This is a genomic window from Paracoccus sp. P2 (assembly GCF_046335115.1).
GTDB classification, from domain to species: domain Bacteria; phylum Pseudomonadota; class Alphaproteobacteria; order Rhodobacterales; family Rhodobacteraceae; genus Paracoccus; species Paracoccus pantotrophus.
The window spans coordinates 56,552-80,525 of sequence record NZ_JBGOSN010000004.1; the positions used below are offsets into that span (position 1 = coordinate 56,552).

Consider the following 23,974-nt stretch of genomic DNA (forward strand, 5'->3'; position numbering starts at 1 on the left):
CATGACACGCCACAGGAAGAAATCGAAGATCACGATCTATCTTGACCCCGATGTCACCTCGGCGCTGGCGGACTTTGCGGCACGCCGGGATCGCTCGCAATCCATGATCGCCGAAGCCGCCATCGCGTCGTTCCTGTCGCCGGACGATGCCGAGCGACGGGAAGCGGTTGTCGCCAAACGCCTCGACCAACTCGACCGCCGTATGACGCGGCTGGAGCGTGATGTCGGCATTGCCGTCGAGAGCCTCGCCGTGTTCATCCGCTTCTGGGTCACGACAACGCCGGCGCTGCCTGAGCCAGCGGCAAAGGCCGCGAAGGCCAAGTCGGCGGAACGATATGAGGCGTTCATCACGGCGCTCGGTCGGCGCCTCGCGCAGGGGCCGAAGCTCCGCCAAGAGATTTCCGAGGATGTGGCAGGGTCAGATCAGTGAACAGATCACATCGCACACTGGCTCTCTGAGAGTCTTGGCATATCCCCTACAGGAGGATAGCATATACCCATGAGCCAGGCACCGCACCCCCACGAAACCCACCCCCAGATCGTCAAGCGATTGAAACGCGCGGGCGGCCATCTGAACGGGGTTATCGAGATGATCGAGGCCGGCAGGCCGTGCCTCGACATCGCCCAGCAGCTCCATGCTGTAGAGAAGGCAATCGCCCAAGCCAAGAAGACGCTGATTCAGGATCACCTGGACCACTGCCTTGAGGAAGTGGTTGGGCCGCTCGACCGCGAACGGCGGCAGTCGATCGACCAATTCAAAGAGATAGCGAAATATCTGTGATGCTGGCCATTCTCCAAAACCGAACCTATCGCCATCTTTTTCTCGCCCAGGTCATCGCACTGGTCGGGACCGGCCTTGCAACGGTCGCCCTCGGCCTGCTCGCTTTCGAGCTGGCCGGAGCCGATGCCGGCGCAGTCCTCGGAACCGCGCTTACCATCAAAATGATTGCCTATGTGACGGTCGCACCCATCGCGTCGGCTTTCGCGGAGCGCGTACCGCGCCGCGCTATGCTGGTTGCGCTCGATCTCGTGCGCGCCGCCGTGGCGGTGTTTCTGCTGTTTGTTACCGAAATCTGGCAGGTCTACGTCCTGATCTTCGTGCTGCAATCAGCCTCGGCCGCCTTCACGCCGACCTTTCAGGCGACAATCCCCGACATTTTACCTGATGAGAAGGAATACACACGCGCCTTGTCACTCTCCCGGCTCGCCTATGATCTGGAAAGCGTCGTCAGCCCAATGCTGGCGGCGGCGCTGCTTGCCTTCATCTCTTTCCATAACCTGTTCGCCGGCACGATGATCGGTTTCCTGATCTCGGCGGCGCTGGTGGTGTCGGTCGTGCTGCCGAGCCCGAAGCCGTCGCAGCCGCGCGGCATCTATGATCGGACAACGCGCGGCATCCGCATCTATCTGGCGACGCCGCGCCTGCGCGGGTTGCTCGCGATCAATCTCGCTGTCGCTTCGGCCGGAGCATTGGTAATCGTCAATACGGTCGTCTATGTGCAGGTCGTTTTCGGTCTCGACCAACAGGCCATGGCGCTGGCGCTCGCCGCTTTCGGCGGAGGCTCGATGGTCGCGGCGCTCGCCCTGCCGAAGCTGTTGGAATCGGTTCCCGACCGCACCGCGATGCTGGCGGGCGCGTCGCTGCTGGTGGTGGGAGTGCTGGCGGCGGCCGCGCTGCCCGGTTACGGCTGGCTGCTGCCGCTCTGGTTCGTGCTCGGCCTCGGCTATTCGACGGCGCAAACGCCTTCCGGCCGCCTGCTGCGGCGCTCGGCCAACCCGGAGGACCGCCCGGCGCTATTCGCTGCGCAGTTTGCGCTTTCCCATGCTTGCTGGCTGATCGCCTATCCGCTCGCCGGATGGGCCGGCGCGGCGCTCGGCCTGCCGATCACGGCCGTCATCCTGGCGGCTGTGGCCGCCGTCGCCATCATCACCGGCTTGGCCGTCTGGCCGTCAGATGACCCCGAAATTGTCGCGCATCGCCATGACGACCTTCCAGCCGACCATCCTCATCTTGCGGAAACCGGGCAAGGGCATCGTCATGCCCATGCATATGTGATTGACGATATGCACCTCGCATGGCCACGCGAGCGCTGACCGGGAACGTGGAAGACCTGCTCTCACTGGCCGGGGTGTTCGCCATAGCCTTCGTCGCCGCCACGATCCTGCCGGCCCAATCGGAGGCCGCGCTGGTCGGGCTACTGGTCCTCGGCAAGCAACCGCCTGTCCTGCTGGTGATCGTCGCGACCATCGGCAATGTGCTCGGCTCCGTCACCAACTGGCTGCTCGGCCGCTGGGTAGAGCACTACCGTCACCGTCGCTGGTTTCCGGTTAGCGAACAGGCCCTCGACCGCGCAACCGGCTGGTATCGACGCTGGGGCCGCTGGAGCCTGCTCTTGAGCTGGGCACCGATCGGCGGCGATGCGCTCACTGTGGCGGCTGGCGTCCTGCGGGAACCGTTCTGGAGTTTCCTGCTGCTCGTGACGATCGCGAAAGCGGGCCGCTACATGGTGCTCACGGTCATCACGCTAGGGCTGCTCTAATGTGGCAGCCCTATCAGCAGCTCGTAGCGGTCCAGTGAGAAACCTACCTCACTTTCGCTGACCTCATCGGATCGTTCGCCACGTCCGGCGACTGACCGAAACTGGCCGTTTATCTGCCGATGGGCATCGGGTACGGAGCGGCGTTTTTCTTCCAATGCTCGCAGCAATGGACTTTAAGAACGAATTGCGTGGGTGAATCGCAGCGGAATCAAAGCCTCGCTTGGCGCAGCGCAGGGCCACCGCCGTTCTCCTGTATTTGCACGCCACGCTACTACGACGGTCGAAACTTGTTGAAACGGCCTGCTTTGCTTCTCTTTTAGTGATCCCCATCCGGGGATCGTCTCTCGCCTCCCCGGTGGAACGGGGACGAGATGGCAGGCATCAACCACAAACAGGCAACGGTGGACCGCGGCGCGCGTATGCTCCGAACGGCGCTCGGGCCTGCCATCTCAACCCTGCTGCAAGACCCAACGGTGGTCGAGGTCATGCTGAACCCCGACGGCCGGATCTGGGTGGACCGGCTGTCCGAGGGGCTGGCCGATACGGGCGAGATGCTGTCGGCCGCCGACGGGGAGCGCATCGTGCGGCTGGTTGCCCACCATGTCGGCGTCGAGGTGCATGCCCGCAGCCCCCGCGTCTCGGCCGAACTACCTGAGACCGGCGAGCGCTTCGAGGGCCTGCTGCCGCCGGTCGTCGCCGCTCCCGCCTTCGCCATTCGCAAACCCGCCGTCGCGGTCTTCACACTCGACGACTATGTGGCGGCCGGCATTATGTCCGCCGACCATGCCGCAACGCTACGCGAGGCCGTCGCGTCCCGCGCCAATATCCTGGTGGCGGGAGGCACCTCGACCGGCAAGACCACCTTGACCAATGCGCTGCTGGCCGAAGTGGCGAAGACGCAGGATCGCGTCGTCATCATCGAGGACACGCGCGAGCTGCAATGCGCGGCACCCAACCTCGTCGCCATGCGGACCAAGGATGGCGTGGCCACATTGTCGGAGCTGGTGCGCTCATCGCTGCGCCTGCGTCCCGACCGTATCCCGATCGGTGAGGTGCGCGGTGCCGAAGCGCTCGATCTCCTCAAAGCCTGGGGCACGGGCCACCCCGGAGGAGTCGGCACGATCCATGCCGGCTCCGGCATTGGCGCGCTGCGCCGCCTCGAACAGCTCATCCAGGAAGCCGTCGTCACCGTCCCGCGCGCCATGATCGCAGAAACCATCGACGTGGTGGCCGTTCTCGCCGGTCGCGGTTCCGCACGGCGGCTTGTCGAACTCGCCCGCGTCGAAGGTCTCGGAGCCGATGGCGACTACCGGATTTCTCCCGCCTTTTCAGAACCCGACACCACTCGCAACACTGGAGAACCTGCATGATCCGTCGTGCCTTCCGCATCCGTCACCATATCGCTACCGCCTCGGCCTTCGCCTGGGTGAGCCTGATGACATCCCCGGCCTGGGCCTCGGGCTCTTCGATGCCCTGGGAAGCGCCGCTGCAATCCATCCTCGAATCCGTCGAAGGGCCGGTGGCCAAGATCGTGGCGGTGATCATCATCATCGTCACCGGCCTGACGCTGGCTTTCGGCGATACCGGCGGCGGTTTTAGGCGGTTGATCCAGATCGTCTTCGGCATCTCCATCGCCTTCGCCGCCAGTTCGTTCTTCCTCTCGTTCTTCAGCTTCGGCGGCGGGGCGCTGGTCTGATGGCCGTGAGCTTCGAGGCCCTCGACGCAGTGCCCGGCTTCTCCGTCCCGGTTCACCGCGCCCTGACCGAGCCGATCCTGCTCGGCGGCGCCCCACGCTCCGTCGCCATCCTGAACGGCACGCTGGCCGGGGCAGTCGGCCTCGGCCTCCAGCTCTGGCTCGCCGGCATCCTGATCTGGGCGGTGGGCCATATCGCCGCCGTCTGGGCCGCCAAACGCGATCCGCTCTTCGTCGAGGTCGCGCGCCGCCATCTGCGCATCCCCGGTCATCTCTCGGTGTGAGGCATGAGTCCATGATGAATCTCGCAGAATACCGCCGCACCGCATCCCGCCTGGCCGATTACCTGCCCTGGGTGGCGCTGGTCGACTCCGGCGTGGTGTTGAACAAGGATGGCTCCTTCCAGAGGACCGCGAAGTTTCGCGGACCCGATCTGGATTCCGCCGTCGCGGCCGAACTGGTCGCGGTCGCCGGGCGGCTGAACAACGCCTTCCGCCGTCTCGGCTCTGGCTGGGCCATTTTCGTGGAAGCACAGCGTTCGGAGGCCGCAACCTATCCTGCGGACCGCTTCCCCGATCCCGCCTCGGCATTGGTCGATGCCGAGCGCAAGGCCGATTTCGAGGAAGAGGGCAGCCATTTCGTCTCCGGTTACTTCCTGACCTTCCTCTGGCTCCCGCCCGCCGAAGACGCCGCACGATCGGAGTCCTGGCTTTACGAGGGCCGCGAGACCTCGGGCGTGAACCCGTGGGAGCTGGTGCGCGGCTTCATCGACCGCACCGACCGCGTGCTGGCGCTGCTCGACGGCTTCATGCCGGAATGTAGCTGGCTCGATGACGCCTGCACGCTGACTTACCTCCATTCCACCATCTCGACCAATCGGCATCGCGTCCGCGTGCCGGAAGTGCCGATGTATCTCGACGCTCTGCTGGCCGATCAGCCGCTGACCGGCGGGCTGGAGCCGCGCCTGGGCACTCAGCATCTCCGGGTGCTGACGATCACCGGCTTTCCCGGCACGACCACCCCCGGCCTGCTTGACGAGATGAACCGGCTGGCCTTCCCCTACCGCTGGTCCACCCGCGCCATCCTCATGGACAAGACCGACGCCACCAGGCTGCTGACGAAGATCAGGCGGCAATGGTTCGCCAAGCGCAAGAGCATCGCGGCGATCATCAAGGAGGTGATGACCAACGAGCAATCCGCGCTCGTGGACACCGATGCCGCGAACAAGGCCGCCGACGCGGATATGGCCTTGCAGGAACTCGGCGCCGACATGGCCGGCATGGCCTATGTCACCGCGACCGTCACCGTCTGGGACGAGGACGCCCGCCGCGCCGACGAAAAGCTGCGGCTGGTCGAGAAAATCATCCAGTCTCGCGATTTCAGCGTCATGGTCGAGACGGTCAATGCCGTCGACGCCTGGCTCGGCAGCTTGCCCGGACATGCCTATGCCAATGTCCGCCAGCCCCCGGTCTCGACGCTCAACCTTGCCCACATGGTTCCCTCAAGCGCCGTGTGGGCGGGGCCGGAACGGGACGATCACTTCGGCGCATCCCCGCTGCTTTACGGCAGGACCGAAGGATCGACCCCGTTCCGGCTGTCCCTTCATGTCGGTGACGTGGGCCATACCCTTGTCGTCGGGCCGACCGGCGCCGGCAAGTCGGTGCTGCTGGCGCTGATGGCCTTGCAGTTCCGCCGCTATGCGCGCTCACAGGTCTTCGCCTTCGATTTCGGCGGCTCCATCCGCGCCTGCGCACTCGCGATGCAGGGTGACTGGCACGATCTCGGCGGTGAGTTGACCGAGGCATCTGAGGCGTCGGTTTCGCTGCAACCGCTGGCCCGAATTCACGAAACTGCCGAGCGCGCCTGGGCCGCCGACTGGATCGTGGCGATCCTGATGCGCGAGAACATCCAGATCACGCCCGAGGTGAAGGAACATCTCTGGACCGCGCTGACTTCGCTCGCCTCCGCCCCGGTCGGGGAACGCACCATCACCGGCCTCGCCGTGTTGCTGCAATCCAATGACCTGAAACAGGCGCTGCGTTCCTATTGCGTCGGTGGACCCTATGGCCGGTTGCTCGATGCGGAGGCCGAACATCTTGGCTCTGCCGACGTGCAGGCGTTCGAGATCGAGGGCCTGGTCGGCACTGGAGCCGCACCGGCGGTTTTGTCCTACCTGTTCCACCGTATCGGCGATCGACTTGATGGCCGACCGACGCTGCTGATTATCGACGAGGGCTGGCTGGCGCTCGATGACGACGGGTTCGCGGACCAGCTCAGGGAATGGCTCAAGACCCTGCGCAAGAAGAACGCCAGCGTCATCTTCGCCACGCAGTCGCTATCGGACATCGACAATTCCGCCATCGCCCCGGCGATCATCGAAAGCTGCCCGACGCGGCTCCTCTTGCCGAACGAGCGCGCCATCGAGCCGCAGATCACGGCGATTTATCGTCGCTTCGGGCTGAACGACCGGCAGATCGAGATCCTCGCACGGGCCACGCCGAAAAGGGACTACTACTGCCAGTCGCGGCGCGGCAACCGCCTGTTCGACCTTGGCTTGTCGGAAGTCGGGCTGGCGCTTTGCGCCGCATCGGCCAAGTCCGATCAGGCCCTGATCAGCGACATCCTCGCCGAGCATGGCCGCAACGGGTTTCTCGCCGCCTGGCTGTGCGCCCGCGGCGTCGATTGGGCGGCCGATCTCATCCCGGACCTCACCAATCTCGCGACCGAAAGCGAACACCTGCCGCCCGTCGTCGATGAGGACGAGTTCGGCATCATCCTGGAAGAAGAGGAGATTACCCCATGACGCGCGCAATTCCCTGGTTCACCCGCATGGCCAGCGTTTCGGCGCTCACTCTTGCGCTCGCTGCGCCGCTGGCTCTTGCGCCGGTGTTCACGACGCCGGCCCATGCCTTCTTCGGCGGGTTTGGCAGGATCGTCTACGACCCCACCAACCATGCCGAGAACCTGCTGACCGCCGCCCGCACGCTGGAGCAGATCAACAATCAGATTACCTCGCTCCAGAACGAGGCACAGATGCTGATCAACCAGGCCCGCAATCTCGCGAGCTTGCCCCACAGCTCGCTGCAGGCCCTTCAGCAAAATGTCCAGCGGACCCAGCAGCTTCTCGGTCAGGCCCAGAACATCGCCTTCGACGTGCAGAACATCGACCAGATGTTCCAGCAGGACTACGGCAATCTGTCCCTGACCGCGACCGACCAGCAGCTCATTGCCGATGCCCGGTCCCGCTGGGAGAATACCGTCGGGGGCCTCCAGGATGCCATGCGGGTGCAGGCCGGCGTTGTCGGCAACATCGACAGCAACCGGGCCGAGATGTCCGCGCTCGTCGGCGAAAGCCAGGGCGCGACCGGCGCGCTTCAAGCCACCCAGGCCGGCAACCAGCTTCTCGCCCTCCAGTCGCAGCAGCTTTCCGACCTGATCGCGGTCATCTCGGCCAATGGCCGCGCCGACGCGCTGTCCGAGGCCGAACGTGCGACCGCCGCGGAGCAGGGCCGTATCCAGCGCGAGCGCTTCCTGGCACCGGGCAGCGGCTATCAGCCTGGCAATGCGCAGATGTTCAACTGAGGCCGGGAGGGCAGATCATGGAAGGGAAGATGCTGGCGCGGATCGCGGCCATCGTGTTCGTCGCCGTGGCGATCACCGCGGCGATTATCGAGATGACCCGCGAGGAGATCCCCGCGCCAGCACCTTCCGCTCCATCGCTTACGCGGCAGGTCGATCCCCTGCGCGAAGGGCAGCGCCGCTGTCAGGAGATGGGCGAAGCGGCAGCCAATGATGCCGCCTGCCTGGGCATCTGGGCCGAGACCCGCGACCGATTTCTTGGCCGGACACCCGCGCAAGCGACGCCTGGCCCGGATGGGGGGCGATAATCATGGGCGGGACGGGGGTCATCGACAATTTTCTCGGCATCTTCACCAGCTATATCGACTCGGGCTTCGGCCTGCTCGGCGGTGAGGTGGCCTTTATCGCCACGACGCTCATCGTCATCGACGTGACACTCGCCGCTCTGTTCTGGGCCTGGGGCGTCGACGACGACATCATTGCGCGCCTGGTGAAGAAGACGATCTTCGTCGGGGTCTTCGCCTATATCATCTCCAACTGGAACAATCTTGCCCGCATCGTCTTTGAGAGCTTCGCCGGCCTCGGCCTCATGGCCTCGGGCACGGGGTTTTCCGCCGCCGATCTCCTGCGCCCCGGCCGCGTCGCCCAGATCGGCCTCGATGCCGGGCGGCCGCTACTCGAATCCATCTCCGATCTCATGGGCTGGATCGCGGTCTTCGAAAACCTGGTGCAGATCCTCTGTCTGTTCTTCGCCTGGGCGCTGGTGATCCTCGCCTTCTTCATTCTGGCGATCCAGCTCTTTGTCACCCTGATCGAGTTCAAGCTGACGACGCTTGCAGGCTTCGTGCTGATCCCCTTCGGTCTCTTCGGCAAGACCGCCTTCATGGCCGAACGGGTTCTGGGCAATGTCGTCTCATCCGGCATCAAGGTGCTGGTGTTGACCGTCATCATCGGCATCGGCTCGACGCTCTTCGGCCAGTTCACTGCAGGCTTCGGCGGTGCGACCCCGACCATCGACGACGCCATGGCCATCGTGCTGGCCGCCCTTTCTCTTCTCGGCCTCGGTATCTTCGGTCCCGGTATCGCCACCGGCCTCGTCTCGGGCGGCCCGCAACTCAGCGCAGGGGCGGCGGTTGGAACCGGCCTCGCGGTCGGCGGTGCTGCTGTCGCGGGCGGTGGCGTGACCATGCTTGCGGCGCGTGGTGGCGGTGCCGCACTTTCGGGCGGTGCTGCACTTGCCCGCGGCGGGGCCTCGGCCGCCGGTGCGGCCTCGTCGGCCTATACGCTCAGTTCCATGGGCGGGTCCGGTGCAGCCGGTGTCGCGTCCGGCCTTGGTGGCGTGGCGCGCACCGGAGCATCCGCAGCCATGTCGCCCCTCAAGCGTGCCGCGTCTCGCTCCGCCGACAGTATGAAATCCAGCTATTCCGACGGCGCAAAAGCGGGGTTCGCGGCGTCCGGCGGCAGCTCCTCAATGGGCACGATCGGCGGCGCCCCATCGCCTGATCCGTCAACGCCCTCAGCCGCAGATAGCCCGCCGGCCTGGGCGCAGAACATGCGCCGCAGCCGGGCGATGAGCCATGGCGTCACCGCTGCCGCCCATGCCGTCCGGTCCGGCGACAGCCATGGTGGCGGCTCCTCCGTCAGCCTTTCCGAAAGTAACCGCACATGAACATCTTCAAACGACCGACGACCCATTACGGCAAGATGCCGGAACCCGAAACGCCCTATCAGCGCGCCGCGCAGGTCTGGGACGACCGCATCGGCTCGGCCCGCGTCCAGGCACGAAACTGGCGCTACATGGCGTTCGGCTCCTTGATCCTCGCGGCAGGTTTCGCCGGCGCTCTTGTCTGGCAATCGGCGCGTGGGAGCATCGTGCCATGGGTCGTTCAGGTGGACAATCTCGGCCAGGCGCAAGCCGTCGCGCCGGCAGCAGCCGATTATCGGCCGACCGACCCGCAGATCGCCTTTCACCTCGGCCGTTTCATCGAACAGGTGCGCGCGCTCCCGGCCGACGCCATCGTCGTCCGCCAGAACTGGCTCAGGGCTTACGAGTTCACCACCGACCGGGGCGCGGCCGCATTGAACGACTATGCCCGCTCCAACGATCCCTTCACGCGCGTCGGCCGCCAGCAGGTAGCCGTCGAAGTATCGAGCATCATCCGGGCGTCGCCGGACAGTTTCCGTGTGGCCTGGACCGAGCGGCACTACGAGAACGGCCAACTCTCCACCACCGAGCGATGGACCGCGATCCTGACGGTCGTGATCCAGACCCCGCGCAATGCCGAGCGGCTGCGCACCAATCCCCTCGGAATCTATGTCAACGCGATCAACTGGTCGCGGGAGATGAGCCAATGACCGCCACGACTTTCCGCAAAGCCGGGCTTCCGGTTTTCCGCAAACCCGCCTTCGCGGCTTTGCTGCTTTCCGCCGCCATGCTGGCCGGCTGCGCCACCAACCGGACGCCGCAGTTCAGCTACGACGCCGATGTGCCGCCGGTGCCGACCGTGCAGGCCGCCGCAGCCGACACAACGCCCCGGCCGCTGCACGTCCCGCCCGCCTGGACCGTGGCGCGCGGCGGCGAGGCGGCGGGCACCGCGATCGCCCGTGTCGAAAACGCCAATGCCGCCGCCCGCGTCGAGCCGCGCCGGGAAGGCTATTACAATGCCATCCAGATCTATCCGTGGAGCGAAGGCGCACTCTATCAGGTTTACGCATCGGTCGGGCAGATCACCACCATTGCGCTGGAACCAGGCGAGAGCCTGACCGGCGCGGGGCCGATCGCGGCCGGTGACACCGCAAGATGGATCATCGGCGACACCGAGAGCGGATCGGGCGCAAACCGCCGTGTGCATGTGCTGGTGAAGCCGACCCGGGCGGACATCGCGACCAATCTCGTCATCACCACCGACCGGCGCATCTACATGATCGAGCTCCGCGCGCGGGAGGCGCTCTATATGCCTGCCGTGGCATGGGCGTACCCGGCACCGCCGCCGGGCAGCCGCACGACTGCGCCGTCGGTCCCCGTCATCCCGGCCGAGGCCGCGCGCAACTATCGTTATGGCTTGCAGGCGCAGGGCAGCAGCCCGCCATGGCGGCCGGTTTCCGTCTTCGACGACGGCAGGCGCGTCTATGTCGTCTTCCCGCGCGGCATCGTGCAGGGAGAGATGCCGCCTCTGTTCGTCCTTGGATCGGACGGCGAACCGCAGATCGTCAATTCCCGCATCCACCAGAACGTCCTGATCGTGGACCGCCTGTTCGGCGCGGCCGAGCTGCGCCTCGGCAGCGGCGATCGCCAGCAGGTGGTCAGGATCGTCCGCGTCGAGCAGACGCGGGCCGCAGCCCAGCCAGACGGTGCGACCACGGGAGGATCACCCTCATGAGCGATACCGGCACCACCGCTCCCATGCGGCTGCGCGCCGAGCCGCCGCGCGTCACCCGCCTGTCCCGCAAGGTGCTGGCAGGCGCCGGAGCCGTCGCCCTTCTCGGCATTGGCGGGGCACTGATCTACGCCCTCCAGACCCGCGACGCAGGACCGGGCGGCGGCGAACTCTATTCGACCGAGAACCGTCCCACGGCGGATGGGCTGGCGGGTTTGCCGCGCGACTATACCGGCCCGATCCTTGGACCGGCGTTGCCCGGCGATCTCGGCCGCCCGATACTTGAGGCCGAGAGGCGGGGACAACCGGTCGCGCCACCGACCATCACGACGCCCGCCGTTGATCCAGATGAGCAGCGGCGTCTCGCCGAGGAAGAAGCCGCTCGTCTGAGCGGCGTGTTCTTCCAGTCTGGCCCGCGGGCTGGAGCGACGCCGGGAACGACCATGCCCGGCCTCGCCGGTCTCGATCTCGGTGGTCAGGCTCCAGCGCAGGATCGTCATACCGCTTTTCTCAACGGGCCTGTGGACCGGCAAACCGTCGCCCCGGATCGCGTCGCACCACCGGCGTCGCCCTATATCCTGCAGGCCGGAGCGGTGATCCCGGCGGCGCTTATCACCGGCATCCGCTCCGATCTTCCCGGCCAGATCACCGCCCAGGTGACGGAAAACGTCTATGACAGTCCGACCGGCAGCTTGTTGCTGATCCCGCAGGGCACACGCATCATCGGCCAGTATGATGACGGTGTGACCTTCGGCCAGCGCCGCGTGTTGCTGGTCTGGAATCGCCTGATCCTGCCGGGCGGCCGTTCCATTGTCCTTGAGCGCCTGCCGGGTGCGGATGTTTCCGGCTACGCCGGCCTTGAGGATGGCGTCGATTATCATTGGTGGGATCTGATGAAGGCCGCAGGGCTGTCCACGCTGCTCGCGGTCGGAACCGAACTTGCCACCAGCGACGAGGACCGGCTTGTTCGAGCTATCCGCGACGGAGCGCAGGATACCGTCAATCAGGCGGGCCAGCAGATCGTCCAGCGCCAGTTGCAGGTCGCGCCAACGCTCACCATCCGGCCCGGTTTCCCGGTCAGGATCATCGTCACCCGCGACCTTGTATTCGAGTCGGCAGGAGGTTGACCATGACCAAGCTGAAACTCGGCCCGCTGACGGACGACAAGCCCGTGAAGATCACGGTGGAACTGCCCGCGCCGCTTCACCGCGATCTGATCGCCTATGCCGAGGTACTGGCCCGCGAGAGCGGCCAGTCCGCCGCCGATCCCGTCAGGTTGATCGTGCCGATGCTGGAGCGGTTCATCGCAACTGACCGGGCCTTTGCGAAGGCGCGGAAAGCCCGTTCATGAATTGTTCGGGAGCTTGGCCGGGCCGGTCGCCGCGATCATTTCCATGAGCGAGTCGATCACGCTCTGCGTCGAGTCCCACTTTTCTGCAGGATCGAGCCGGCGATTCTGCAGGTTCAGACTGACCGCCCCATGGATCGTTGACCAGAACATGAAACCGTAGCGCTGCGGGTCCGCACCCGGCAAGTAGCCGCGTTCCTGACACAAACGAAGCGCTGTCAGCAGCAGACACAGGATCTGTCGTCCGGCTTTGCTTGACCAGGGATCATCGCTGGCTCCAAGTGTCTGCGGCGGCGAGAACATCAGCCGGTACAGAGTGGGATTGTCGAGGGCAAAGCGCGCATAGGCATAGGTGCCGTCGCGCAAATAGCCGAGCGGATCGCCGCGCGTCTGCTCGAAGATCGCGAACTTCTCACAGTAGAGCCGTCCGAAGCCTTCCTCGCGCACCGCACGCAGCAAAGCATTCTTGTTACGGAAATGGCCGTAAAGGGCCGGCGCCGTGCATCCCACGGCTTGTGCCACAGCCGTCAGTGGAACACCGAAGTCACCCTGCTGTGCCAGCAGGCGGATCGTTTCCTCGACCGCGCGGCGAGGAATATCAAGTTCCTGCTCCTTCCTGGGCCGAGCCATCGGGATCCCTGCTGCAACTGTACGTGAAAACTGAATGCGATTTATTTTTTTCGTTGACGGAGCCGATGTCAAGCAGCACCATCCCAAGAACTGAATGATATTAAGTTTGAGGCGAAGAGGAGGGGAGATGGTCGCGTACGAATCTGGGCATCATGGCGCGCGCCTCTCTTGTGGCATGCGCCGGTGCCCTCGTCGGCAGGCTGCAAACGAGCGCCGGCCAGAAGCCAACTGCGGTTCGGGATGATGCGTCATGCCTGCGCGTCGGAACAGGGACGCCCCATCTGGTAGCTCCGTCCTCGCGCGTATTGTCGAGGGCAGCGCCGGTAAGAACACAATCCGGTTGCGCCAGTTGCGGCATTTCCTTGCATCGGCGGACCACGGGAGTTTCCGCAAGGCAGCAATCGCGCTCGCCATCAATGCATCATCGGTCAGCCGCCAGATCCGCGACCTTGAGGATGAATTGGGTGCTTCTCTTTTCATACGACATTCGGGCGGGGTGCGGCTGACAGTCGCCGGGCAGGAGTTTCTGCGCAGCGCCCGGCATGCCCTTCGGCAGATCGACATCGGCGTGACAAAAGTCGCTGCGGTTGGCCGGGCTGACCGGGGGCTACTCAAGGTCGGAATTTTCTCGTCGCTGGCGTCGGGGTTTCTGTTTGACCTCCTGCGGAAGTTCGGGAGGCACCATCCGACGGTTCAGATCGACCTCATGGACGGAAATCCTGCCGAGCATGTCGCGGCTGTCCGGAAGTTGGACCTGGACATCGCCTTCATTACCGGAACCGCTCGCTGGGATGGCTGCGAAACGGAGCATCTCTGGTGCGAACGGGTCTTTGTCGTGCTGCCGACCGACCACCCGCTGGCTGCCAAAGCCCAACTCGGATGGCCTGATCTGACAGGTGAACGCTTCATCGTGAGCGATGTCGCACCGGGCCAGGAGATCCACGACTACCTGGTCGCTCACCTTGCTGGTCTCGGTCATCACCCTGACATTCACTCCCAGCATGTGGGCCGCGACAACATCCTGTCGCTGGTCGCGGTCGGTCGTGGCCTCACCTTGACGAGCGAAGCCACCACCGTCGGGCAATTTCCGGGGATCGCATTCCGGCAACTGGCGGACGAAGTGTTGCCGTTCAGCGTGGTCTGGTCTGATCAAAACGATAACCCGGCCTGCCGACGATTGCTCAGCATGGCTCGCGCGATGGGGAAAGCTTCTGTGCTGTCACAACCACCTCCCTGAGGATGGCAACCCTCGAAGCAAGAATGTCGTGGGGCTTTCCTCTGGCTCGCGTGCTCTCGAACAGCAACCACCTTCAGATCCGACGGATAGTCTCACCTCCGCCGGATGCGCGCCACGAAAGCCCGGGCGCTCGCCCCCTTCGGACGACATTCGCAGTGGAAACAACTATCAGGAACCCCTGTTTCGATCATGACGTGCGACGATCCACTGGCCGAGCGCCTTCACCTCGGCAGCGCTGAAGCCCGTGGCCATCGCATCGGCAGTGCGCTGCATCATCGCCCGATCGTCCGGGGCCGTGGACTTCGCAGGCCAGGACGATCGAAAGTGCTCGCAGGCATGGCTGAACCCGGCCGCCCAGTCCCGCATGGCCATCTGGCTGCGTCCGGATATCGCGCCCGTGAATTCCGCAGGCTCGTTCGCCTGGTCCGCGCAGGCGTTCGCGCGCATCAGGATCAGATCGGCGAAGCGCTGGATACTGTCCTGCGTCAGGTTTCCAACGGCGCTGCCGAGGATTTCGGGCAGCCAGCTGTTGGGTGCGATCACCTTCGGCGCGACGGTCACGGACATCAGGAACCCGTCGATCCAGTCTGCCGTAATCGCCGAGCCTTTCACGAGGCGCGCCAGTTCGCCCTTCCGCTCCGGCTTTGGCGCCTCTGCTTCCGCCTCTTCCACCCATTTCTCAAGCGTGGTGTCCTGATCCACGTTCGGGTCGTCGAATAACCACGCCTCGATTGTCTGGTCGTGGACATCGGCCATGACTGGGATCTTCTTCAGATCGCGTCCTTCGAGGAGCGCCATCGCCGTGGCCGTGAAGCTGTTGGCGTCCGGGTGGTCGGCTGCCGCCAGCACATCGGCCGCCCGCCCGACAAGTCGCGCCCAGAAGTCGCGTCGGGTCTCAAGCCATCGCCACAGCGCCGAGTCCAGCGCGCGCGGGCTGTGGCGGCCCTCGAGCACCTCATGCGCATGATCGCTTTCCTCGAACCAGCTCTGGACGATCTCATGACGATCCCACCAGCCTTCGCTAGCATTGATCAGCTTGCCTCGCGCCTGCGCCGAGAGGTCGCGTATACGTTCCGACGCGGGCAAGGCAGAGATCATGGCTTCGGTCGTGACGGCTTCAGGTCGCAGCTTGTCGAGGCCGCAGAGTTCCGCCACCTCGATGAGCCCCGGGGCCGGGGGCAGTTCTGCTGCCAGGCCATCGGCCAGCGCCATGCCGATACTGCCTTCGAGCCAGGAGAGGGGCACCTTGACCGCGCCGGTTTCCTGGCTGATGCGGCTGATCAGCGCCTTCTGTTCGCTTGCCGACGTGCAGGGCACGGTATAGGCGTCCTTGACCCCGTGGCCCTGTTTGAAGAGCAGCATCGCGGTCTTGCGGCTTCCGCCCGATTGCAGCGCGACCATGACGCTTTGCGCGCCGCCGCCATCGGGCAGTGTGGCCATGACCGAATGGATAGTCCACGGCTTGGCTGACGCGCCGGTCGCCAGACCCGACCGCATGGCGAGTTTCAATGCCTTGTCCACCGAGGCGCGGGCCTCGTCCTGAGGCATCCAGCTGCGCAGGATCACCATCTTGCCCGCTATCTCCTGCGAGAGCGTGCCTGTCGCGGCGCGTTCGCCCAAGGCGTGCGCCGCCGCAGCGCGGATCTGCGCTGACGGATCGAGCAGCCAGAAACATGCCAGCTTCGCGTGGATCGGCTCCGATCGTCCAACCGACCATGCAATGACATGCTGACGCATTGCCGACGGCATTGCTGGGAACGTCTCGGTCAGCGCTGCATGCAGCGCGAGCGCATCGCCTTCGGTCTGCTCGATCAGACTGCGGAACAGATCTTCCAGCGCCGCCTCCGCCGCGACACGATCCTGCGGGGCAGGACTAGGCGCTGCGAGCATCATATCGGCGGCAGAAACCTCCAGAGATGTGGGTGCGGGCAGTCCGTTCGTGGTCCATGCGCTTGCAAGGAGCAGGCGGTGGAAGGGGCTCAGGCGCCCCTGGCCAGAAGCCAGTTCGACCGCATCTGCCACGGCCTCTAGAAAGGTATCACCTCGCTTCTTTCGGTTCTCCCTAGCGATACGTGCGGCATCCAGTGCCGATGCCAGCAATTCGGTGAGTGGCTCCAGCTCCGGGGCACTCTCCTTCGTGGCGCAGAGCTTCGCGACCAGACGGCCACCCAATGCTGGCCGATGCAGCATCGAAAAACTTGCGCGGTCGAGAACCTCGCCGCGCGCACTATCATCGTCCTGCAGCCGCGACAGTTCCGCCAATGCTGTCTCGATCGGTCCTTCCGACACGTATCCCCACTTTCTGAATCGCGCCCTTATATTTTTCGCAGCCTATTCGCCGGCCGTGGGATTGTCACCGACGCGAGCACTGAGAGCGGCACTTATTGGCCCAGAACAGGTCCGACCCGTCGTCGTTGGCCACAGGTCCAGACCGGAACATCGATGCTGACGCGACGGTGACCACAAGTTATGGTGCCCCATGACCTTTGCCTTCTACGATCTGGAGACGACCGGCACTTCCCCTGCATTCGATCAGCCCCTGCAATTCGCTGCCATTTTGACGGATGATGCGCTCGCGGAGATCGAGCGCGTCAATTTGCGTTGCCGCATCGCGCCGCATGTCATTCCGTCGCCTTGGGCGCTTGCAGTTACCGGGGTGCGCCCGGCGCAGCTCCTAGACCCGGCTTTGCCGACGTTCTTCGAGCTTGCGCAGCAAATCGGCGCGCTGATCAAGCGCTGGTCTCCCGCGATCTGGACCGGTTTCAACAGCGTCCGCTTCGATGAGGAAATGCTGCGCCAGGCCTTTTATCAGAACCTGCAGCCCGACATCTTCGCCACCCAGTTCAACGGCAACACGCGCTTCGATGTGCTGACCGCGCTCTATGCCGTCTGGTATCGTCAGCCTGACCTGTTTGAGTGGCCGGTCGAGGTGGACGGCAGGTTACGCTTCAATTTGGACCGCATAGCGCCGCTGAACGGCTTTGCTGCACACGATGCGCATGATGCGCTCGGCGATGTCGAGGCGACCATACACATCGCCCGCCGCATCGCCGACCGTGCCCCGGCGCTCTGGGCAGAATTGCTGGCCAACCGGGACAAGGCGCATGTTCAAGCCAGCCTTGAAACCTACCAGCCCATGGCGCTGGTGGAGCGTTTTGGCGGCGGCCCGCCGCACGCGACCGTCGGCTGCTTCTGTGGCATGTCGGCCAGCAACGCCAATCAGGCGGCCTTCTTCGATCTTGATGCCACTGATCCGGCAGATCTCCTTGCGGTCGATGACGCAACGCTCTTTGCTGCCGTCGATGCCATACCCAAGGTCATCCGGGCCTTCTCGATCAATAAGTCACCCGCTTTACTTTCGGTCTCGACGCCCAGCGCTATCCAGGTGCAGCGGGCACATGTGATCGCTACTGCTCCTGACTTCCGGGCGCGGGTCGCGCAGGCGCTGGCCGCCCGCTTCCCCAAAGATCCTGCGGCACCGCTGCCTCCGGTAGAAAAGCAGATCTATGACGGCTTCTACGGCCATGCGGACAAGACTCTCCTTGCCAAGTTCCAGCCTGCGGACTGGCGTCGACGGCAGGAGATCGTGTCCAGTCTTGCAGACCCCCGCCTGCGCCAGCTCGGCCGCCGCCTCGTCGCGTTTCACGCGCCCGATCTGCTCTCGACCGAAGAGCGCGGGCAATACGAGGCATGGTTGCGGGGGCGCTGGTCTGCACCGGAGGACCGGGAGACTGAATGGATGACCACGGTTCGCGCACACGCTGCTCTGGACGAGATGCGGGCCGATGAAGGGCTCGATCTGGGACTTGTCGCCGAGATCGAGATATTCCTGCAACAGTTTGGTCTGCCGGAAAGCTAACGATCAGAGGCTGTTCAGCTACCAGAATCATTTTATTGCGAGGGACTAATTTATGGTTCTATACTCGCAACAGGTGAAGGAAAGGCTCGGTGTGCCCCGCAGACAGATCAAACAGCTGAACTGGGGTGCGGAGCGGCGTAACGAGTTCATCGAATTCCGGGTGTTCTGGCATGGCCGGATCAATCGCTCGGACCTGATGGAAACTTTCGGCATCTCACTCCAGCAGGCATCCCTCGACCTGACGGGCTATGCAGAGCGGTGGAAGCGAAACCTCGTCTATGACAAGAGCCAGCGTGCCTATGTCCGGGGTCGGAGCTTCAAGCCGCATTTCATAAAGCCTTCCGCCGAGGACTATCTCGCTCAGCTGCGTGCCCTCGATCAGGGCCTGGTCTCGCGCGAGCAGAGCTGGATCTGTCTGTTTCCAGGCTATGGAACCACGCCGACACCCGCGCGGGGGATTGCGTCCGAAACCCTGCGCGAGGTGTTGACCGCCATTCATGAGCCATCGGCTCTTGAGGTAACCTACCAGTCGATGTCGCGCCCCGAGCCAAGCGCGCGCTGGATCGAGCCGCACTCACTGGCCTTCGACGGGTTTCGCTGGCACGCCCGTGCGTTCTGTCAGAATGACCAGGTGTTCAAGGATTTCCTGCTCTCCCGGATTGTCGAAACAGGCAAGCACGGGCCGGTCACGGCCGACCCTCAGAGTGATGTCGATTGGCACACGGAGGTCATCCTGGAAATCGGGCCGCATCCTGATCTTTCTCCAACGCAACGTCGTGCGATCGAGATGGATTATGGGATGGAGAACGAGCGCGCGCAGATTCCTGTGCGCAAGGCGCTGCTGTTCTATGCGCTCAAGCGTCTCGGCCTCGACACGGACCCGGCGGCGCGGCGGCCGCAGGACCAGCAAATTGTACTGATCAGCCAGAATTCCCTGCCAAAGGTCTACGCATGAACCCCACTGAAATTTACGAGGCCTTGGCCAATCTTGCGAGCAAGCCCTTCGATGCTGCGGAATTTCCCTTCGAGTTCGCCTTGGCGACCGACAACGCACCCGCGACGATCGCGAAGCTCAAGGGCGGCACCTACAACAAGTCCGACATTCCCGATGGGGTGCTTCTGAACCAGAAGTTCCATTTTTCCCCGGCACTGCCCGGCATGAGCGCGGCGTGTCTGGATGCCTTGCGGGCCAGCAAGCGAAACGCGAAGCACCGGCCCGCTATTCTGATCGCCACAGACGGACAAGAAATCGCCGCCGAGCATCCAAAGTCCGGCGACACCCTTTATTGCGCCTTTTCGGAACTTGGCGACCGCTTCGGCTTTTTCCTGCCCGCCGCCGGGAAGGAACGCTACCGCGCGGCCGAGGAGAACCCGGTTGACGTCAAGGTCGCGGGCAAGCTGGCCAAGCTTTACGACGCGCTGATCCGCAAGAACCCGGACTGGGCAGAAAAGGCGCGTCAGCATGACATGAACCAGCTGATGACCCGGCTGATCTTCTGCATGTTTGCCGAAGATGTCGGTATCTTCCCCGAAAATCAGTTCAGCCGCCTGATCTTCACCCATGCCGGCGACCGGGGTGAAGGGATGCGTGAGGTGTTGATCAACGCTTTCACCGCGATGAACACGCCTAAGCCGGACAGAGGCGGGCTGCCCGCCTGGACGCGCGAGTTCGAATACGTCAACGGCGGCCTCTTTGCCGGCCGCATCGACGCGCCGGTGTTCGACGTGACCGCCACCCGGTATCTCAAGGATGTCTGTGGCGAGACCTGGACCGGGATCAACCCGGACATCTTCGGCTCGATGATCCAGTCGGTGGCGAACGCCAAATTGCGGTCGGAACTGGGGATGCACTATACCAGTGTCCCGAACATCATGAAGGTGCTGGGGCCGCTGTTCCTTGATGATCTTGATGCCGAAATCGAAAAGGCTTGGGGGCGCGAGCGGGCCTTGCGGCAGGTGCTGGAGCGGATCGGGAAAATCCGGGTGTTCGACCCGGCCTGTGGCTCGGGGAATTTTCTTGTCGTCGCCTATCGGTCCCTGCGCGAGCGCGAGATCAGGATTCTGACGCGGCTTGCCGAACTGACCGGCGGTGCCCAGACCGAAATGTGGTCGGTGGTGCCGATCCGGAACTTCTATGGCATTGAACTGACCGATTTTGCCGTGGAAACGGCCAAGTTGGCGCTGTTCATCGCCGAGTATCAGGCCAACGCCCTGTTCAAGGAGGCGTTTGGCCGCAAGCCCGCCGACCTGCCGCTGAGGGACGCAGCGAACATCATCTGCGACAACGCGCTGCGGGTTGACTGGGAAACGGTCTGCCCGCCGCCGGAGGATGGCGGCGAGGTGTTCATCGCGGGGAATCCGCCCTGGATCTGGTCCAACGAGCAATCGGAGGTCCAGAAATCAGAAATGCGGGATATCTTTGCCGCGCGGATGAGCACATTCGGTACTCTCGACTATGTGTCGGGTTGGTTGATGAAGGCAGTCGATTACGTAGCCGAAAACGGAGCAAATTGCGCACTGGTGACGACGAATTCTATCACACAAGGACAATCAGTACCTTTCCTTTGGCCCACCTTGCTCGAACAAGGTGTTGAGCTTTGCTTCGCGCATTCAACCTTTCAGTGGTCAAACAATGCGTCCGGAAATGCCACAGTTGATGCCGTAATTCTCGGATTTTCGCGGAAAACCGATGCACCCAAACGCTTTTTCCATGACGGGTTCGAAGAAAAATGCTCGGTGATCTCACCCTATCTCATCCCGAACATTGACGTTATCGTCGAAAAATCGAGTACGTCGCTCTTTGGGCTTCCGAGCATGGAGTACGGAAGCAAGCCGATTGATGGAGGCCAACTGATTCTGTCACCCGAAGAGGCGAGTGACCTTCGAAGCTCCCATCCCGAAATCGGGCACTTGATCAAGCGGGTCTACGGTTCGGATGAACTTATTTATGACCGCATGCGGTATTGTCTTCATATTGATGACGCTGATTTGCCCTTGGCCCTAAGTGTTCCCGAAATCTCCCGCCGTATCGAAAATGTGCGCGGGACACGACAGAAGAGCACGGATGCCGGTGCCCGAAAGGCAGCGCAACGAGCGCATCAATTTCGAGAGCACCGCGCGCAGAAGATTTCTGCGATTTACCTGCCTGCGGTATCTTCCGAAAATAGGCTCTATCTGACACCTATCATCGTTGGCACCAACGATGCCTGCACCAATCGCAACTTCGTCCTTTACGACGCGCCCGAGTGGTGCCTGTCGATCCTTTCCTCGACCCTTCACCGGCTCTGGGTTCTTACAGTCTGCGGCAAGCTGCAGAAGCGTCCTAACTATTCCAACACCCTCGGCTGGAACACCTTCCCGGTCCCGAAATTCACCGGCGATCAACTGGCCGCCCTGACCGCCTCGGCCATGGCCATCCTGCGCTGTCGCTATGGCCATTACCCGGCGACCATTGCCCAGCTTTATGATCCCGACAAGATGCCCGACGATCTGCGCGCCGCCCACAAGGCGAACGATGACCTGCTGGAAAGCATGTATATCGGCCGCCCGTTCCGCAATGACACCGAGCGGCTGGAGCACCTGTTCAAGCTCTATGCCGCGCGGGCGAAGAAGCTGAAGAAGGGGACCGCCTGATGTCCGATTTCGTTCGCGTCACCTATGGCCAGACCGGCAAGACGCAGGTGCCGAACCCGATGGGCATGCGCCCCATGCAGGCCCGGGTCTATGACGCCCGCGCGGCCCAGTTCATCCTGCTGAAGGCGCCGCCCGCCGCCGGGAAATCCCGCGCGCTGATGTTTGTGGCACTGGACAAGCTGGAAAACCAGGGGGTGGGCAAGGTCATCGTCTGCGTCCCGGAAACCTCGATCGGCGCCTCGTTCCGGTCAACCGACCTCACGTCGCACGGGTTCTTTGCGGACTGGCAGGTGGACCCGCGCTGGAACCTCTGCCTGAGCGGTGCCGAGGAAGGCGCGACCAGCGGCAAGGTGCGCGCGGTGCGCGACTTCATGGCATCCGGGGACCGGGTGCTGGTCTGCACCCATGCCACTTTCCGTTTTGCCTTCGATGAGATCGCCGAGGACGAGGGGACAGCGGCCTTCGACGATTGCCTGATCGCCATCGACGAATTCCACCATGTCAGCGCCGGGGATGACAACCGGCTGGGTGAAATCCTGCGGCGTATCCTGAACCGGGGTCAGGCGCATGTGATGGCGATGACCGGCTCCTATTTCCGGGGCGACAGCATCCCGGTCCTGAGGCCCGAGGATGAGGCGCGGTTCCGGTCGATCACCTACAGCTATTATGAGCAGCTGGACGGCTATCGGTTCCTGAAAAGCCTTGGAATTTCCTACAGTTTCTACCGGGACCAGTATATCAGCGCGATCCCCGAGGTGCTGAACCCGGAGCTGAAGACGATCATCCATATCCCGCACCGCGGCTCGGCCGAGGCCTATGACGCCAAGCAGTCCGAGGTGGGGGCGATCCTGAGTTGCATCGGCGAGGTGATCGGCCGGGAGGAGGCGACCGGATTCGATCTGGTCCAACTCCCCGATGGGCGCGTTCTGAAGGTGGCGGACCTGGTGGACGACGGGCCGGAGCGGGATCTGGTGAAGGCCTCGCTGACCCGCGAGATTGTCGGGCCGGACGGCAAGCGCGACGATGATGCGGACCGGGCCAAGGTGGACCTGATCATCGCCCTCGGGATGGCGAAAGAGGGGTTCGATTGGGTCTGGTGCGAACATGCGCTGACCATCGGCTATCGTTCGTCGCTGACAGAGATCATCCAGATCATCGGTCGCGCGACCCGCGACGCCCCCGGCAAGCGCCATGCCCAGTTTACCAATCTGGTGGCGGAACCCGGTGTCGAGACCGGCGTGGTCACGGACGCGGTCAACGACATGCTGAAGGCGATCTCGGGGGCGCTCCTGATGGAGCAGGTCCTGCAACCGAACTTCCGGTTCTACAGGCGCGAGGATGGCGATACCCGACCTCCCGTCGAGGTGGACGGCGAGGGCCGGGTTCATATCGGCATCGGTGGCTTGATGGCCCCGCCGACAGACCGCGCGCGGGCGATCGTCGAGAATGACATGCACGAACTGGTGGCGCAGGCGTGCCAGCAGATGGACCGGCGCACCGTCGCGGATGACGTGGCCCCGGAGGTCGCGACCCAGTTAGTGCTGACCAATATCATCGAGAGGACGTATGAAGACCTGACCCCGGATGAAACCGAGGCCATCCGGCAAGACCTGGCGGCTCGGATGAACATCGCCGCAATCGCGCGCCGAATGGCTCAGGAAGAGATGGAAAGCGGCGAGCAGCAGCCCGTCGAGGATAGCGACGCGGACGATGAGCGGTCGCCGGATGCGCTGAACCTGATCCGGATGGTGAAGAAGTTCATCAACGTGCGCGAACTGGACATCGACCTTATCGACTCCATCAATCCGTTCCGGGAAGGGTTCGATATCGCCTCCAAGGCGCTGGACACCCCGCTGCTCCAGCAGATCCAGAGCGCAATGGTCGCTCAGCGCGTCCAGATGACCGAAGAGGAGGCGCTGGTCCTCTGGCCCCGGATCAAGCGGTTCACTGCCCAGGAAGGGCGCCCCCCAAACCCCAACTCGCCGGACGATCTGGAACGTCGCCTTGCAGAGGCCCATGCCTACATCCGCACGAAAAAGGCGGAGCGGATGCGCGCTGCTCAAGGGGGGGCGTGACGG

General features: G+C 63.8%; 22 protein-coding genes. 20 read left to right on the forward strand and 2 right to left on the reverse strand.

Translation table 11 applies throughout. The features are described from left to right. Position 1: 1 nt before the first annotated feature. The 15 genes from ACDP63_RS03765 to ACDP63_RS03835 all read left to right on the forward strand — a co-directional run bounded on the left by ACDP63_RS03765 (position 2) and on the right by ACDP63_RS03835 (position 12,540). The gene (locus tag ACDP63_RS03765) at positions 2 to 430 is read left to right on the forward strand and encodes a hypothetical protein (protein ID WP_058097067.1); all 429 of its coding nucleotides are present in this window, start codon (positions 2 to 4) and stop codon (positions 428 to 430) included. Between the two features lie 69 nt (positions 431 to 499). Beyond that, on the forward strand, positions 500 to 781 hold the full coding sequence (locus tag ACDP63_RS03770; protein ID WP_058097066.1) for a metal-sensing transcriptional repressor: 282 nt from the start codon (positions 500 to 502) through the stop codon (positions 779 to 781). Beyond that, positions 781 to 2,094: an MFS transporter gene (locus ACDP63_RS03775; RefSeq protein ID WP_409927698.1), complete on the forward strand. Its 1,314-nt coding sequence runs from the start codon at positions 781 to 783 to the stop codon at positions 2,092 to 2,094. Before ACDP63_RS03770 ends, ACDP63_RS03775 begins: the two co-directional genes overlap by 1 nt. Positions 2,095 to 2,111: 17 nt before the next feature. After that, positions 2,112 to 2,540 (forward strand): YqaA family protein, encoded by a 429-nt coding sequence (locus tag ACDP63_RS03780; protein ID WP_238986713.1) that lies wholly within the window; start codon positions 2,112 to 2,114, stop codon positions 2,538 to 2,540. Between the two features lie 371 nt (positions 2,541 to 2,911). Next, entirely contained in the window at positions 2,912 to 3,910 is a 999-nt protein-coding gene (gene trbB / locus ACDP63_RS03785; protein WP_409927699.1) for a P-type conjugative transfer ATPase TrbB, read from the forward strand. After that, positions 3,907 to 4,236: a TrbC/VirB2 family protein gene (locus tag ACDP63_RS03790; RefSeq protein WP_028710779.1), complete on the forward strand. Its 330-nt coding sequence runs from the start codon at positions 3,907 to 3,909 to the stop codon at positions 4,234 to 4,236. Before trbB ends, ACDP63_RS03790 begins: the two co-directional genes overlap by 4 nt. Next, a complete protein-coding gene (locus tag ACDP63_RS03795) occupies positions 4,236 to 4,517 on the forward strand; it encodes a VirB3 family type IV secretion system protein (protein ID WP_012092657.1) in 282 nt (93 codons plus the stop codon). The genes ACDP63_RS03790 and ACDP63_RS03795 overlap by 1 nt, the downstream gene beginning before the upstream one ends. 11 nt (positions 4,518 to 4,528) lie before the next feature. Further along, positions 4,529 to 7,036 (forward strand): conjugal transfer protein TrbE, encoded by a 2,508-nt coding sequence (gene trbE / locus ACDP63_RS03800; protein WP_409927700.1) that lies wholly within the window; start codon positions 4,529 to 4,531, stop codon positions 7,034 to 7,036. Beyond that, positions 7,033 to 7,815, forward strand: coding sequence for a P-type conjugative transfer protein TrbJ (gene trbJ, locus ACDP63_RS03805; RefSeq protein WP_409927701.1), 783 nt, complete (start codon positions 7,033 to 7,035; stop codon positions 7,813 to 7,815). The genes trbE and trbJ overlap by 4 nt, the downstream gene beginning before the upstream one ends. A 17-nt stretch (positions 7,816 to 7,832) precedes the next feature. Then, on the forward strand, positions 7,833 to 8,120 hold the full coding sequence (gene trbK-alt / locus ACDP63_RS03810) for a putative entry exclusion protein TrbK-alt (protein WP_409927702.1): 288 nt from the start codon (positions 7,833 to 7,835) through the stop codon (positions 8,118 to 8,120). A 2-nt stretch (positions 8,121 to 8,122) separates the two neighbouring features. Beyond that, positions 8,123 to 9,481, forward strand: a complete 1,359-nt coding sequence (gene trbL / locus ACDP63_RS03815) for a P-type conjugative transfer protein TrbL (RefSeq protein WP_409927703.1) — start codon at positions 8,123 to 8,125, stop codon at positions 9,479 to 9,481. Next, the gene (trbF, locus tag ACDP63_RS03820) at positions 9,478 to 10,167 is read left to right on the forward strand and encodes a conjugal transfer protein TrbF (protein ID WP_409927704.1); all 690 of its coding nucleotides are present in this window, start codon (positions 9,478 to 9,480) and stop codon (positions 10,165 to 10,167) included. Before trbL ends, trbF begins: the two co-directional genes overlap by 4 nt. After that, positions 10,164 to 11,192, forward strand: a complete 1,029-nt coding sequence (trbG, locus tag ACDP63_RS03825) for a P-type conjugative transfer protein TrbG (protein ID WP_409927705.1) — start codon at positions 10,164 to 10,166, stop codon at positions 11,190 to 11,192. The genes trbF and trbG overlap by 4 nt, the downstream gene beginning before the upstream one ends. Beyond that, the gene (locus ACDP63_RS03830) at positions 11,189 to 12,316 is read left to right on the forward strand and encodes a TrbI/VirB10 family protein (protein WP_409927706.1); all 1,128 of its coding nucleotides are present in this window, start codon (positions 11,189 to 11,191) and stop codon (positions 12,314 to 12,316) included. Before trbG ends, ACDP63_RS03830 begins: the two co-directional genes overlap by 4 nt. 2 nt (positions 12,317 to 12,318) lie before the next feature. After that, complete coding sequence (locus ACDP63_RS03835; RefSeq protein ID WP_409927707.1) at positions 12,319 to 12,540, forward strand: DUF2274 domain-containing protein; 222 nt, start codon at positions 12,319 to 12,321, stop codon at positions 12,538 to 12,540. On the opposite strand, the gene ACDP63_RS03840 is transcribed toward ACDP63_RS03835, so the two are convergent. Next, positions 12,535 to 13,167 carry a TetR/AcrR family transcriptional regulator gene (locus ACDP63_RS03840; RefSeq protein WP_409927708.1) on the reverse strand — a complete coding sequence of 211 codons (633 nt, stop codon included), beginning with the start codon at positions 13,165 to 13,167 and terminating at the stop codon, positions 12,535 to 12,537. The genes ACDP63_RS03835 and ACDP63_RS03840 overlap by 6 nt on opposite strands. Before the next feature lie 340 nt (positions 13,168 to 13,507). Between ACDP63_RS03840 and ACDP63_RS03845 the strand changes: the two genes are divergently transcribed. Next, positions 13,508 to 14,404 (forward strand): LysR substrate-binding domain-containing protein, encoded by an 897-nt coding sequence (locus tag ACDP63_RS03845; RefSeq protein WP_409927709.1) that lies wholly within the window; start codon positions 13,508 to 13,510, stop codon positions 14,402 to 14,404. A 168-nt stretch (positions 14,405 to 14,572) separates the two neighbouring features. Here the strand turns inward: ACDP63_RS03845 and ACDP63_RS03850 are convergent, their stop codons facing one another. Beyond that, the gene (locus tag ACDP63_RS03850; protein ID WP_409927710.1) at positions 14,573 to 16,666 is read right to left on the reverse strand and encodes a UPF0149 family protein; all 2,094 of its coding nucleotides are present in this window, start codon (positions 16,664 to 16,666) and stop codon (positions 14,573 to 14,575) included. Positions 16,667 to 16,883: 217 nt separating this feature from the next. On the opposite strand from ACDP63_RS03850, the gene ACDP63_RS03855 reads away from it, so the two are divergent. The 4 genes from ACDP63_RS03855 to ACDP63_RS03870 are packed head-to-tail and all read left to right on the forward strand — an operon-like array spanning position 16,884 to position 23,971. Then, positions 16,884 to 18,263 (forward strand): exonuclease domain-containing protein, encoded by a 1,380-nt coding sequence (locus ACDP63_RS03855; RefSeq protein WP_409927711.1) that lies wholly within the window; start codon positions 16,884 to 16,886, stop codon positions 18,261 to 18,263. A 52-nt stretch (positions 18,264 to 18,315) separates the two neighbouring features. After that, on the forward strand, positions 18,316 to 19,218 hold the full coding sequence (locus tag ACDP63_RS03860; protein WP_252928273.1) for a WYL domain-containing protein: 903 nt from the start codon (positions 18,316 to 18,318) through the stop codon (positions 19,216 to 19,218). Next, positions 19,215 to 21,896, forward strand: a complete 2,682-nt coding sequence (locus tag ACDP63_RS03865; protein WP_409927712.1) for a class I SAM-dependent DNA methyltransferase — start codon at positions 19,215 to 19,217, stop codon at positions 21,894 to 21,896. Before ACDP63_RS03860 ends, ACDP63_RS03865 begins: the two co-directional genes overlap by 4 nt. Next, on the forward strand, positions 21,896 to 23,971 hold the full coding sequence (locus ACDP63_RS03870) for a DEAD/DEAH box helicase (RefSeq protein ID WP_409927713.1): 2,076 nt from the start codon (positions 21,896 to 21,898) through the stop codon (positions 23,969 to 23,971). The genes ACDP63_RS03865 and ACDP63_RS03870 overlap by 1 nt, the downstream gene beginning before the upstream one ends. Positions 23,972 to 23,974 lie beyond the last annotated feature (3 nt).